A 13,435-nucleotide genomic window follows, 5' to 3' on the forward strand; every position below is an offset into this window, starting at 1 on the left:
GAGCCATGGGGGCGCAAACCGAGAACAGCGAGCTGATCAAGCGGACGTTCGGCAAGTATCTGGCCATGTCCATCCTCATCACCCTGTCGGCAACGCTCGGCATGATGATCGACAACGTGATCGCCGGCAACTTGCTAGGGTCGGGCGCGGTGGCGGCCATCGGCATGTCGCTTTCCGTGTTCATGCTGTTCTCGGGGTGCGCCGGCATCCTTGAAACGGGCGCGGTGGCCCTGTGCGCCCGGGCGCTGGGCAACCGCGACGCCGATAGGGTGAACGTGCTGTTCAGCGTGTCGCTTGCCGCGGCGCTTGCGGTGGGCGCGGCGCTGTCGGCGGGTGGCGTGGCCGGCGCCGACGCGTTGGCGACCATGCTCGGCGCCGCATCGGGCGAGCTGCACGCCGACACCGCGGCGTATTTGAGCGGCATCTGCTCCGGCGCGTTCGCCATCGTGCTGCTGCAGCTGCTCATGGGGTTCACGCGCCTGGACAACGCGCCTCAGCTGGGTATCGTGGCCATCATTGGCATGAGCGTGTGCGACGTGGTATTCAATCTGGTGGCGGTTTGCGTGCTTGACCTGGGACTTCGCGGTATGGGCCTGGCCACGGCGCTGGCGTATTGCGTGGCCGTGGGCATCTGCTGCACGCATTTTCTCAGCAAGGGCAACACGCTGCATCTGGTGAACCCCGTGCCGCATGCGGGGCAGCTTGCCGGCGTGCTGAAGACGGGCCTGCCCGATTCGCTTACCCGCGCCACCGTCATGGTGCGCACGTTCACGTTCAACTGGCTGCTGCTGACGGTGGCGAGCGCCGGCGCGGTCGCAGCCTTGTCCATGCTGTCGTCGGTGAACTCGTTCGCCTCGTCGGTAACCATTGGCGTGGGGCAGACGGCCACCCTTCTGTGCGGCATCTTCTTCGGCGAAGAGGACCGCGGCGCGCTGAAGGCGACGCTGCGAACGGGCATGCGCATGGGGCTGGTGCTGTCGTGCGCTTTGTGCGCGGCGGTGTTCGCGTTCGCGCCCCAGGTCGTGGGGCTGTTCGGCCTTGAGGGCGACGCCGAGGCGTTCGGCGTGGTCGCCGTGCGGGCGTTCATCCTGTGCGTGCCCATCGACCTGATCAACCAGCTGTTCGTGAACTACTACCAGGGCACGGGCAACGTGCGCGCCGCAAGCGCCATCGCCGTGGGGCAGTCGGGCCTGTTCGCCGTGCTGTTCGCGTTGGGGACGGTATGGTTTTGGGGCGCGACGGCGGTGTGGACGTCGTTTCTGGTGGGCGAGGCCGTCACGCTGGCGCTGCAGCTGGTCGTGGCCAGCGTGCTGTGGAAGCGCGGGGCGGCGAAGAGGGCTGCCGGCGGTGCGCACGAAGCTGCGGCGGATGCGTGCGAGCGGGCCGGCCTGCTCGACAAGATGATGTACCTGCCCGAGACCTTCCAGCAGGATTGGCGGGCCTGGCGGGCCTTTTCTTGCAAGCCCGATATCGCGTCGGTCGCGGCGTGCTCCCAGCAGGTGGCGGCGTGGTGCGAGGCGCAGGGCATCGACGGGCGCCGTTCCTATCTGGTGCCGCTGGCGGTGGAGGAGATGGCCGCCAACGCGGTGGAGCACGGTTTCGCCAAAACGAAGCACCCGGCCATCGACGTGAAGCTCATCTTGAAGCGCGACGGCACGCTGGTGCTGCGCATGCGCGACAACGGGGCGCCGTTCAACCCCATGGACCTGGACCTTTCAGCTGCCGACCCTTGTTCTGCCGTTGGCATTCGTATGTTGCGCCAAGGTGTGAAGGGCGTTGAATACCAGAACACGGTCGGCCTTAATAACGTGGTGGTTACATTATCCGCACCTGCGTAAGGTCGTGTCTCCAAAGAAATCACGCAAAGCGGCCACCTGTGCATTCGCGCAGGTAGCCGCTTTATTATTCGCCGAGCGTTACATTCTGCTAGCAAAATAATTCACGAAAATGGATTATTGTCAATTGACTAACATACGACGATGAGAATAATATATCCACCAAGCAACGAATTGTTCGCTGTTGCGTACAAAGAGGGGTATCTCATCAGGAAGGAAAGGGAAGCACATGAAGAAGCAACTTCGCGTCGTGATCGCGGCCGTATGCGCGTTCGCGATGGTGGGCGCCTTCGCTCTGACCGGCTGCTCGTCCAACAGCGGCTCCACCGAGCAGAAGAATGATTCCGCTACCGAGCAGTCCGCCGATAACAATAAGGAGCAGGTCGAGCTGCAGGTCTTCGCGGCCAACTCCCTGTCCAAGGCCATGGAAGAGGTCCAGGCAGCCTATATCGCCGACGGCCATGACAACGTCTCCTTCAAGGATACGCAGTACAAGGCCTCCGGCGAGCTCAATGAGATGCTTGGCGCCGGCTCCTACGCCGACCTGCTGATCAGCGCCTCGAAGGGCTCCATGGACACCGCCGTGGAGAAGGGCTACGTCGATTCCTCCACGCGCGTTGACATGTTCAAGAACGACCTGGTCATGGTCTCCAAGGAAGGCGCCGACATCAAGGACGTCACCCTTGACGACATCGCCGCCGGCAAGTACTCCATCTGCGTGGGCGACGATTCCGTGCCCGCCGGCAACTACGCCGCCCAGTCCCTGTCCACGGTAGGCGTGTACACCCCCGCCGCCTCCGACGAGGGCAAGACCGGCAAGGACATCTCCGGCAAGGGCGGCAGCTACCAGGCGTTCGTCGATGCCGGCCATAAGGTTGTCACCGACACCTCCGTGGGCAACGTGTGCAAGCATGCCCAGTCCGGCGATGTCGACGTCGCCTTCGTGTACACCTCCGACGTGTACCGCTTCGGCGGCGTGCAGATCGTCGGCACCGTGCCGGCCAACACGCACAAGAACATCGTGTATCCCGGCGCCGTCACCTCCGAAAGCAAGAACGCCGCTGCCACCCAGGAGTTCCTGGATTGGTGCCTGAGCAGCGACAAGGCCCAGGAAATCTGGCAGAAGTGGGGCTTCGAGCTGGCGTAAGCGCCGCGCTTGGAACCGCATAGCAGATAGACGAACCAAGCAAGGGGATGGGGCGATTCGGCCCCATCCCCTTACCGCGTCCAAGGACGGGATATATGACGAAACAGGGAAAACGTGCGAAAAGGCTTATCGCAAGCCTTGCTGTTACGGCGGCGCTGACGCTGTGCGCGCCGGCCGTGGCGCTTGCCGACGACGCGCTGGGCGATGTGGATACGCCGGCGGTAAGCGCGAAGCCGGCAGCCGCCTCTTCGGGCTCCGATGAGCAATCCGCAGGCGATGTGGATACGTCGGCGGTGCAGGTGTCCAAAGACGGCGACGCCGCGGCGCTCGAGGGCAGCAGTTTTGCGATAAGCGATTTCTCGCGTGCGCAGAAGGGCTCCAACCGCAGCATCGACGGCGAATATCGCGGCTACGCGTACCTTATCGGCCAGGGGGTCGGGCAGGCGGCGCAGCTGATAGCGGTGAACGATCAGGTGGTGGCCTACGTTCCGCGCGGCGTGGCCAACCAGCTATCCTTCGACCTTGAGGATGCGCAGACGCAAACGCAGCTCAAGCAGCTGTTCTGCGCGCTCGATGCAGGCCAGTCGTCGGGCTCGGTGCCCTTGAGCGGCATCTCCACGTGGCATTTCACCACGCAGCCAACGTATGACCTGGGCGCCGTGCGGCTTATGTTCGACCAGGAGATCTCGGGCAAGGCGTACGTGCTGGCCATCGGGGTGGACGGCAGCGACATCACCGACAGCGAGAACGCGAACTACGCCAAGCCCTCGTTCGCCGACTTCGGCACCATCGCGCCGGCCGATCAGGTGAGCATCGTCGCGAAGGCCACGGGCCTGGCCGCGGCGGGCGAGTTTCTGCAGAACCTGGATTGGAGCCCGCTGTGGGTGAGCCTGCGCACCACGGGCATCGCCATCGTGTTCATCGTCATCCTGGGCCTGCTGGCGGCGTATTTCTGCCTGAACCTCAGCTCGCGTGCGAAGAGCATCTTCGACGCCATCTTCACCATCCCCATGGTGCTGCCGCCTACCGTGTGCGGCTTCATCCTGTTGTTCGCGTGCGGCTCGAACACGGCGTTCGGCCGGTTCTGGATAGAGACGGGCTTCCCGCTCATCTTCAGCCCCGCGGCGTGCGTCATCGCCGCGGTGGTGGTGGCGTTCCCGCTGATGTACCGCAACGCGCTCGGCGCGTTCGAGAGCCTTGACCGCAACATGCTCGACGCCGCCCGCACGCTGGGGTGGAGCAATGCGAAGATCTTCGTGCGGCTGATGCTGCCGCTGTCGTGGTCGAGCATCGCGGCGGGCATGGTGCTCGCGTTCGCGCGCGCCTTGGGCGAGTTCGGCGCCACGCTGTTCATGGCGGGCAACTACGTGGGTATCACGCGCACCATCCCCATCGCCATCTACTTCGAGTGGATGAACGGCAACAGCGACGTCGCCTGGTTCTGGACGGGCGTCATCATCGTGTTCTCCCTGGTGGTCATCGTGTTCATCAACCTGTGGAGCGGGCACACCACTAAGTATCGCAAGCGTTCGGAGTAAAGCATGAGCCTTGAAGTAGACATCGAGAAGAAGTTCAAAGGGTTCCAGCTGCAGGCGAATTTCTCTGCAGGGGATGAGACGCTGGGGCTTTTGGGCGCATCGGGGTGCGGCAAAAGCCTGACCATGCGCTCCATCGCCGGCATCGAGCGTCCCGATTCGGGCAAGATCGTGGTCAACGGCACGGTGTTCTTCGACCGTGCCCCCGGCAAGAAGGCGCGCGTGGACCTTTCGCCGCAGCAGCGCAAAACCGCCCTGCTGTTCCAGAACTACATGCTGTTCCCCAACCTGACCGTGGCGCAGAACGTGGCGGCGGGCATCGCCAAGGACGTTTCGCCGGCCGACCGCGACGCCATGGTGCAGGCCGAGCTCAAGCGCTTCGGTCTGTCGGGCTTCGAGAAGCGCTATCCCGTGCAGCTTTCCGGCGGTCAGCAGCAGCGCGTGGCGCTTGCGCGCATGCTCGCGGCGCGTCCGGGGATCCTCATGCTCGACGAGCCGTTCTCCGCGCTCGATGCGCACCTGAAAAGCGTTCTGGAGCAGAACCTGGTCAGCCTGTTCGACGCGTTCCGCGGCACCATCCTGTACGTGTCGCACGACATCGACGAGGCGCTGCGCTTCTGCGACCGCATCGCCGTGGTGGAATCCGGGCACATCATGGAGATGGGCACGGGGGATGACCTGGTGAACCGCCCGCAAAGCCAGGCGGGCATCAAGCTGTCGGGCTGCAAGAACGCCACGCCGGCGCAGCGCCGCGGGTCGCATACGGTGTGGCTGCCGAAATGGGGCGTGCAGGTGGAAACGGCCTCTGAGGTGCCTGAGGGCGTCAAATGCCTGGGCGTACGCGCGTTTTATCTGCAACGCGCCGACGGCCTGGGACGCAACTGCTTCCGTATGCGCGTGGACCGCGTGAGCGACTCGCGCTTCGAGCGCACGGCGTTGCTGGGCTTTCTGGATCGCAGCCCCGAGGCGGCGCCGGCGGTGGAGCGCACCGAGGACGAGATGAAGTACCTGCACCAGCACTTGTTCTGGCGCGTCGACAAGCTGAAGACGGACGCCGCGCTTCTGCCGCACGAAGGCGAGGAGCTGTGGATCCGCATCCCCGACGACAAGCTGTACCTGGTGGAAAGGTAAGGACGCGAAGCGCCTGGCAGCGAGCGCCTCCCGCCTCTTAGGCTGATAGGGTGGTTTGAGAAGCGGGAGGTTTGCCATGATGAGGGGGCGCTGCGAAAGGCGCGGCGGCCGCTGCAGCGCAAGGGGCTTTCGGCGAACGGGTCTGATGGTTCGGTGGGGCAATTGCTACCGAGCCGGATGTATTCGCTTCGCCCGTGGTACACTGGGGATTCTGAAACGAGAGGGGACCTCATGAAGGACGGACACGGCCGCACCATCGATTACCTGCGTATATCGTTGACGGACCGTTGCAACTACCGTTGCATCTACTGCATGCCGGAAGAGGGCGTGCAATCCATGTGCCATACCGACATCCTGCGCATCGAGGAGATCGCGCACGTGGTTCGCGTGTTCTCGGGCCTGGGCATCAAAAGCGTGCGCTTGACCGGCGGCGAGCCGTTGGTGCGCAAGGGCGTGGTCGACCTGGTGCGCGATATCAGCGACACGCCCGGCATCAAGAACATCTCGCTCACCACCAACGGCGTGCTGTTGCCACGCATGGCCGATCAGCTGCGCCAAGCGGGGCTTTCGCGCGTGAACATCTCGCTCGACACGCTCGATGCCGAGCAGTTCCACACCATCACGCGTCGCGGGTATCTGCAGGAAGCCCTCGACGGCATCGACGCCGCGCTTGCCGCCGGGTTCAACCCCGTGAAGATCAACGCGGTCGCGGTGCGCCAGCTGCACCAGGATTACCTGGCGTTCGCGAAGCTCTCCATCGACCGCCCGCTGCACGTTCGCTTCATCGAGTACATGCCCGTGGGCGAAAGCTCGGGGTCCGACGGCTGCGGTTGGGGCCCCGACGATGTGATCAGCTGCGAGGAGCTGTTCGAGATCATCAATCGTCAGGCGCGTGCCGAAGGCTTGCCCGAGTTGGTGCCCGCCGGCAAGCACCAGCCGCTCGGCTGGGGGCCGGCGCGCTACTTCGAGTTCCCCGGTGCGAAGGGCACCGTTGGTTTCATCAGCCCCATGAGCAGGCATTTCTGCGGCGAATGCAACCGCATGCGCCTTACGGCCGACGGAAAACTGCGCCCGTGTTTGTTCAGCGATCGCGAATACGATATCCGCGGCATCCTGCGCAGCGGCAAGCCGGAGGAGCGGATCGATCGGGACCTGGTCGACGTGTTCCGCACGGCGCTCGGCGCGAAGCCCGACGATCACGACGACATCACCGGCACCGAACGTCGCATGTCGCAGATAGGTGGATAGGGAAATTTGATTTTAAGGAGAGCGAATATGACTGAGCAGCAGCATTTGACGCATATCGATGAGAAGGGCGATGTGCGCATGGTCGATGTGTCCGAGAAGGACATCACCAAGCGCGTGGCCGTGGCCGAGGGCTTCATCAGCATGCATCCCGACACGTTGGCGCTTATCGTCGAGGGCAAGGCGGCAAAGGGCGACGTGCTGGCATGCGCGCGCGTGGCGGGCGTCATGGCCGCTAAGCAGACCAGCACGCTCATCCCCATGTGCCATCCGCTCAACATCACGAAGGCGAAGGTAGAGTGCGAACCGGTGCACGCAGGCGAGCGCGAGGACGGCCGCGTGGGCATCCACGTGACCACCACCACGGGCGTCACGGGCAAGACCGGCATCGAGATGGAGGCGCTTACCGCCGCAAGCGTGGCGTGCCTGACCATCTACGACATGTGCAAGGCGGTCGACCGCGGCATGGAGATCATGGACGTGCGCCTGCTGTTGAAGGACGGCGGCAAGACGGGCCTGTGGACTCGCGAGGAGCAGGGTGAATAGCTCCCTCGGGCATATCCTTTTGATTGCGAACCCGGCTGCGCAAAGCGGGGCGGGGGCCGCTGCTGCCGATAAAGCGGCGGCGAACCTGCGTGCGGCGCTTGGCGAAGATGCGGTCACCGTGGCGCGAACCGCGGGCCCGCGCCATGCGTGCGCCATCGCCGGGGGTGCGCAGGGCGTGCAGACGGTGGTGGCCCTTGGCGGCGACGGCCTTATCCACGAGGTGGTGAACGGTCTGATGACGCGTCCGGTGGGCGATCGTCCGCAGCTCGGCGTCATCCCCGTGGGGTCCGGCAACGATTTCGCGCGCACGCTGGGAGTGCCGGCGAAGGTCGATCGCGCGTGCGATCTGCTGCTGTCGGCGTGCCCGCAGCCTGCCGATGTGGGGCGCGTGAACGGGAGCTTTTTTGCCGAAACGTTGTCGTTCGGCTTGGACGCCGCCATCGCGCTCGACACCATGGAGCGTCGCAAGCGCACGGGCAGGCATGGGGCTGCGCTGTACATGGCAAGCGGTTTCGATCAGCTGTTCCATCATCTTGACCAGTGCGAATATCGCCTGCAGCTTGACGACGGCCCTGTGATGGAAGGCAAATCCATCACGTTCGCGGTGCAGATGGGGCCCTACTACGGCGGCGGGTTCCGCATCTGCCCCGATGCCCGCCTTGACGACGGGCTGCTCGATGTGTGCATCAGCCATCCGCCCATCACGCCTGCGGGCGCGGCGGCCATCTTCCTGATGGCCAAGGGCGGCAACCACACGCGCCTTGCGTGCATGGAGCTGCATCAGGCGCGCAGGGTGCACGTGGAGTTCGACGAGGTGCCCGCGGCCCAGGTGGACGGCGAGCGCATAGAAGCGCGGACGTTCGATGTGGAGGCGCTGCCCGCGGCGTTGCAGGTTCTGCGCTAGCTTCCCTTGGCCGTGTTCGCCTTGGGGCGCGATGCGGCGCGGATTCCGCGCATCGTAGCTGCGTATCGATTTCAACCCTGAATACACGACGGCCCGGGATCGTTCGATCTCGGGCCGTTTCGCTTCGTGTTACCTTCTTGCCCGCAGCGCCTTGAGCACCAGATAGCAGATGAGCGCGCCAAGGGCGGCGGCTATGGTGTCCACCAGCCAATCCATGGGATCGCAGCTGCGACCGGGGGTGAATATCTGGTGGAACTCGTCGGTGACGCCGTATACGCTCGAGAGCGCCGCGGCAACGACGGGCGCCCACTTCGACAGCGCGTCAATGGGCTTTGCTACCAGCAACGCGCCGGCGGGTCCTTGCGGTTTCAAGTGGAATCTTGCAGCGTTGCATAGCGCCGCACCGAGCACCAGATACTCGCAGAAGTGCCCGACGGGGCTTACGTCGACCTCGTGCCCGAACAAGGCGGCAGCTTGCGTGGCAAGCCATTGCTTGACCACGGAGAAGATGCCGGTTCCGGTGTCTATCTGATTGCCCGTCCTGCTGGACATGAAGAAGATGAGCACCAGCATGGCGATGACGGCGATCCAGGAGATAATACAGGTGGTTTTGCGTTGGCTATTGCCGGTGACCTGCGGATTCTCAGGATTCGAAGCGTTGTTTGCAACGTTTTGGGAAGCGTTTTCGTTAGTCATAATGCATCCCAGTCTAGCAAAAACGTCCCCGCGCGCCGGGGGCGTGCGGGGACGTTCACGAAAGGTGCGGGGGTTGATGCGCCGATTTCGGCGCGTTTTCCCTCCATCGAAAGCGCGGGCCGAAGGCGCTCCAGCCCGCTGTCTTGTTACAGCTGACGCAGGACGTTGACCATCTCGATGGCGCCGACGCCGCACTCGAAGCCCTTGTTGCCGGCCTTGGTGCCCGCGCGCTCGATGGCCTGCTCGATGGTGTCGACGGTCAACACGCCCATCATCACCGGCGTGCCAGTTGCCAGCTGCACCTGCGCGATTCCCTTCGACACCTCGTTGCACACCACGTCGTAATGCGAGGTGGCGCCGCGGATGACCGCGCCCAGGCAGATGACGGCGTCGAACTTGCCGCTTTGCGCCATGCGCTGGGCCACCACGGGGATCTCGAACGCGCCGGGAACCCACGCCACGGTGACGGCCTCTTCCGGCACATCGTGACGGCGCAGCGCGTCAAGCGCGCCGCCGAGCAGCTTCGACGTGATGAATTCGTTGAAGCGGGCGCACACGATGCCCACCTTCATGCCCTCGTTGATTACCTTGCCTTCGATGATGTTGACGGCCATGATGGTTCCTTTCTGTTGTACGAACTTAGTGCAACGGTTTACGGTACGGATCGGTTAGTCTTCCACGTGCTCGAGCAGATGCCCCATGCGGTGCGCCTTGGTCTGCAGGTAGCGGCGGTCGTGCTCCTGGGGCGCGATTTCGATGGGCACGCGCTCGGAGATCTCCAGGCTGAAGCCGGAAAGGCCGTACACCTTATCGGGGTTGTTGGTGAGCAGACGCAGCGACTTGCAGCCCAGGTTGCGCAGAATCTGCGCGCCGCTCCAGTATTCGCGCAGGTCGGGGGCGAACCCGAGCGCCTCGTTGGCCTCCACGGTGTCCATGCCCTGCTCCTGCAGCTCGTAGGCGCGCAGCTTGTTCATCAGCCCGATGCCGCGGCCTTCCTGACGCATGTACAGCAGCACGCCGCGCCCCTCGGCCTCGATGGCGGCAAGGGCGGCATGTAGCTGCTCGCCGCAGTCGCAGCGCTTCGAGCCGAACACGTCGCCGGTCAGGCATTCGGAGTGAACGCGGCACAGCACATCGCGGCCGTCGCCCAGATCGCCCTTCACCAGCGCCACGTGCTCCTCGCCCGTGATGTCGTTCACGAAGCCGTGCGCCTGGAACGTGCCGTACTCGCAGGGCAGCTGCACGCTTGCCTGCTCGTGCATGTGGTTGTCGTGCATGCGGCACCAGTCCTGGAGCTGCTTGATGGACACGATCACCAGGTTGTGCTCGCGCGCCAGCTCGAGCAGCTCGCTCGTGCGCATCATGGTGCCGTCCTCGCGCATGATCTCGCAGCACAGGCCGCACTGCTTCATGCCGGCATGGCGCATGAGGTCGACGGTGGCCTCGGTGTGGCCGTTGCGCTCGAGCACGCCGCCGGGCTTGGCAACCAGGGGGAACATATGGCCGGGGCGGCGGAAGTCGCCGGGCTTGGCGTCGTCGTCCACGCACTTGAGCGCAGTGATGGAGCGCTCGGCCGCCGAGATGCCCGTGGTGGTGCTCACGTGGTCGATGCTGACGGTGAAGGCGGTCTCGTGGTTGTCGGTGTTCTCGGAGACCATCTGCTCAAGGCTGAGCTTGTGCGCCAGGTCGCGGCTCATCGGCATGCAGATGAGGCCCTTGGCCACGCTGGCCATAAGGTTTACGTTGGCCTGGGTGGCGAACTCGGCGGCGCAGATCATGTCGCCCTCGTTCTCGCGGTCAGGGTCGTCCACCACGATGATGACGTGGCCGGCGCGCAGCTCGTCGAGCGCCTCGGGGATGGTGTTCATGCTCATTGGAGGGTCCTTTCGGTTGGGGTTGCGGGATAGGGAAGGGGCTTGCGCCGCTGTGCTAGAAGCCGTTCGCGGCAAGGTATTCCAAGGTCAGGGACGTGGAAGCCGGTTTACCCGCATGGTCTGCGGCGGATTCCTCGGTGTTCCGGTTTTTGTTGTACAGCAACCGTTGCACGTACTTGCCCACCACATCGTTCTCCAGGTTCACCGTGCTGCCGGGGCGGTGCGAGCCCAGTGTGGTTTCGGCGGCCGTGTGCGGGATGACCGAAACCTCGAACGCGTCGTCGTAAAGGTCGGCTACCGTCAAGCTGATGCCGTCGACGGTGATGGACCCTTGCGCCACGATGAGCGCCATGATGCCGGCGGGCGCGCCGATGGTGAAGCGGACGGCGTTCTGGTCGCGGCGCACGCGGCGCACGGTGCCGGTGCCGTCGATGTGCCCGGAGACGATATGCCCGCCGAAGCGGCCGTCGGCCGCCATGGCCCGCTCAAGGTTCACGGGGCTGCCTGCGCGCAGCGCGCCCAGGTTGGAGTGCGAAAGCGTCTGCGGCATCACGTCGGCGGCGAAGCCGTTGGGCAGCAGTTCGGTGGCGGTGAGGCACACGCCGTTGACGGCGATGCTGTCGCCTATGCGCGTGCCCTCGAGCACGCGGGACGCCTTGATGGCCAGCCGGCCCGCGCGTCCGGCCGCGGGGACGCTTGTCACGCGTCCCGTCTCCTCTACAATGCCGGTGAACATGATCCGCCTCCTTGCGTCGTGGCCGCCGCGCCGAGCGCATTTCGCGAAGCGGGGGTGTGATCGGCCACGCGGGCCGCGCTCGCTGCCGCGAACGTGATCTTCAGGTCGTCGCCGAGCGCATGAGCCCTCGGGCAGCCCAGCGCCGTGGCTTCGGCCATCTTCGCGGCACCTGCGCCTGCGACGGGTCCTGGCGCATCGGCGCCGCCGACCACCTTCGGGGCGACATAGACCACGACCTCGTCTACCGCACCCTCGTCGAAGAAGGCGCCGTGGATGCCCGACCCGCCCTCGACGAGCAGCGAGTCGATGCCCTTCTCGCCCAGCGCGCGCAGCAGGGGCCGTACCGCAACGCGGCCCACGGCGTCTTGCGGCACGCGCAGCACCTCCACGCCCTGCGCCTGCAGGCGTTGCGCCTTCGTGCCGGCATCGGTTGCGGGGTCGTCCACGTCGGCGCAGGTGGCAACCGCAAGCGGGGCTTCGCCTTGCGCGCATGAGCGCACGAGCGCGCAGTCCTCGGGAATGCGCAGGTGGGAATCGAGCACCACGCGCAGCGGTTGGTTGCCGGGCTCGTCCTGGCGGCGACAGGTGAGCAGCGGATCGTCGGCGAGCACCGTGTTGATGCCCACGGCGATGGCGGCCAGGCGATGACGCAGCTCGTGGGTGTCGCGGCGCGATTCGGGGCCGCTCACCCAGCGTGCATCGCCCGATGCGCAGGCGATCTTGCCGTCGGCGCTCATGGCCCATTTCGCCACCACGTACGGGGTTTTGCGGCTGATGAAGCGGAAGAAGATGGGGTTGAGCTCATCGCATTCGGCGCGTAGCGCGTCCTCGTCCACGCGGATGCCGGCTTCGCGTAGCTGGGCCGACCCCTTGCCCGCAACCAGCGGATTCGGGTCGCGGCTGCCCACCACCACGCGTGCAACGCCGGCGGCGATGAGCGCCTCGGTGCACGGGGGCTGCTTGCCGGTGTGGCAGCACGGCTCGAGCGTCACGTAGGCCGTCGCTCCGCGCGCATGGCCGCGGGCGGGGTCGGCGGCATCGGCGTCGGTGCGCTCCGCTTCCGCCACGCCATCGGCGGCGCGACGTGCGCAGTCTGCAAGCGCGTTGCGCTCTGCGTGCGCCTGCCCGCAGCGTTCGTGCCAGCCTTCGCCGATGATGCGGCCGTCGCGCACGAGCACGCAGCCCACCAGCGGGTTCGGGTTCGTCCAACCCCAACCGCGCCAGGCCAGCTCGATGGCGCGGCGCATGAAGCGGGCCTCGTCGGCGTCGAGCGGGGCCGCCGGTTCGGCGTCCTGCATCCTGGCTGCTGCGTGCTCGCATCGTTGTTCGGGTATGCCTGCCATGGGGCGCCCTTTCTCTTGTGGCCGCCCTGCGGGGTCCAGGCATGAAAAAACGCCCGCAGGGAATCTGCGGGCGTTGATAAGCGACGAATGGGATGCAGTTGGCAAGAAGCGCCGCCATGCATCCGAGGTGCTGCGGAATGCCGCAACAGGCACTGGCCACAGGCCGCGTGCGTTCGTGCTCCTGTTCTTCCATCCGGACTGTAACCGTTGGTCCTGGATTCTCACCAGATCAGCCTGAGCGGGTTGCGGCTGCGGCCATGGGGCCGGCTGCTTGCAACCTGCCAGGGTCGCGGACTTCGCCGTGCCGCTTCTTGCAGCGTCTCGACGTTACCGCCAGTGAGGGATTTCACCTCGCCCTGAACAGATATCTTGCTTGGGAGTATAGGAGTGCCTTCTGCACGCCACAAGGGGACACTTTTCACGATTTGATGCAATTTTCAGAT

Annotated in this window: 12 protein-coding genes and 1 riboswitch; of the genes, 7 read left to right on the forward strand and 5 right to left on the reverse strand. The window is 65.2% G+C overall.

The genetic code is table 11. The features are described from left to right. Positions 1-5: 5 nt before the first annotated feature. The 7 genes from Q0D52_RS00770 (at position 6) to Q0D52_RS00800 (ending at position 8,343) form a co-directional block, all read left to right on the forward strand. Complete coding sequence (locus tag Q0D52_RS00770) at positions 6-1,838, forward strand: MATE family efflux transporter (protein WP_294379531.1); 1,833 nt, start codon at positions 6-8, stop codon at positions 1,836-1,838. 226 nt (positions 1,839-2,064) lie between these two features. After that, positions 2,065-2,982, forward strand: a complete 918-nt coding sequence (gene modA / locus Q0D52_RS00775; protein ID WP_294379533.1) for a molybdate ABC transporter substrate-binding protein — start codon at positions 2,065-2,067, stop codon at positions 2,980-2,982. Positions 2,983-3,077: 95 nt separating this feature from the next. Next, entirely contained in the window at positions 3,078-4,520 is a 1,443-nt protein-coding gene (gene modB / locus Q0D52_RS00780) for a molybdate ABC transporter permease subunit (protein ID WP_294379535.1), read from the forward strand. A gap of 3 nt (positions 4,521-4,523) precedes the next feature. Then, positions 4,524-5,648 (forward strand): ATP-binding cassette domain-containing protein, encoded by a 1,125-nt coding sequence (locus Q0D52_RS00785; protein WP_294379537.1) that lies wholly within the window; start codon positions 4,524-4,526, stop codon positions 5,646-5,648. A 231-nt stretch (positions 5,649-5,879) separates the two neighbouring features. After that, positions 5,880-6,896, forward strand: coding sequence for a GTP 3',8-cyclase MoaA (gene moaA / locus Q0D52_RS00790; RefSeq protein WP_294379538.1), 1,017 nt, complete (start codon positions 5,880-5,882; stop codon positions 6,894-6,896). Between the two features lie 27 nt (positions 6,897-6,923). Next, a complete protein-coding gene (moaC, locus tag Q0D52_RS00795) occupies positions 6,924-7,439 on the forward strand; it encodes a cyclic pyranopterin monophosphate synthase MoaC (RefSeq protein WP_042432773.1) in 516 nt (171 codons plus the stop codon). Continuing rightward, entirely contained in the window at positions 7,432-8,343 is a 912-nt protein-coding gene (locus Q0D52_RS00800) for a diacylglycerol kinase family protein (protein WP_294379540.1), read from the forward strand. The genes moaC and Q0D52_RS00800 overlap by 8 nt, the downstream gene beginning before the upstream one ends. A gap of 129 nt (positions 8,344-8,472) precedes the next feature. On the opposite strand, the gene Q0D52_RS00805 is transcribed toward Q0D52_RS00800, so the two are convergent. The 5 genes from Q0D52_RS00805 to ribD all read right to left on the reverse strand — a co-directional run bounded on the left by Q0D52_RS00805 (position 8,473) and on the right by ribD (position 12,992). Then, complete coding sequence (locus tag Q0D52_RS00805; protein WP_294379543.1) at positions 8,473-9,039, reverse strand: VanZ family protein; 567 nt, start codon at positions 9,037-9,039, stop codon at positions 8,473-8,475. 146 nt (positions 9,040-9,185) lie between these two features. After that, on the reverse strand, positions 9,186-9,653 hold the full coding sequence (gene ribE / locus Q0D52_RS00810; protein ID WP_294164065.1) for a 6,7-dimethyl-8-ribityllumazine synthase: 468 nt from the start codon (positions 9,651-9,653) through the stop codon (positions 9,186-9,188). A 54-nt stretch (positions 9,654-9,707) separates the two neighbouring features. Then, entirely contained in the window at positions 9,708-10,913 is a 1,206-nt protein-coding gene (locus tag Q0D52_RS00815) for a bifunctional 3,4-dihydroxy-2-butanone-4-phosphate synthase/GTP cyclohydrolase II (protein ID WP_294360842.1), read from the reverse strand. Between the two features lie 55 nt (positions 10,914-10,968). After that, positions 10,969-11,649 carry a riboflavin synthase gene (locus tag Q0D52_RS00820; RefSeq protein ID WP_294379545.1) on the reverse strand — a complete coding sequence of 227 codons (681 nt, stop codon included), beginning with the start codon at positions 11,647-11,649 and terminating at the stop codon, positions 10,969-10,971. Next, the gene (gene ribD, locus Q0D52_RS00825; protein WP_294379547.1) at positions 11,631-12,992 is read right to left on the reverse strand and encodes a bifunctional diaminohydroxyphosphoribosylaminopyrimidine deaminase/5-amino-6-(5-phosphoribosylamino)uracil reductase RibD; all 1,362 of its coding nucleotides are present in this window, start codon (positions 12,990-12,992) and stop codon (positions 11,631-11,633) included. The genes Q0D52_RS00820 and ribD overlap by 19 nt, the downstream gene beginning before the upstream one ends. 177 nt (positions 12,993-13,169) lie before the next feature. Further along, a riboswitch (FMN riboswitch) is annotated at positions 13,170-13,360 on the reverse strand. Positions 13,361-13,435: the final 75 nt, after the last annotated feature.

Origin of the sequence: uncultured Senegalimassilia sp., from assembly GCF_934630535.1 — a bacterium.
Lineage (GTDB): Bacteria > Actinomycetota > Coriobacteriia > Coriobacteriales > Eggerthellaceae > Senegalimassilia.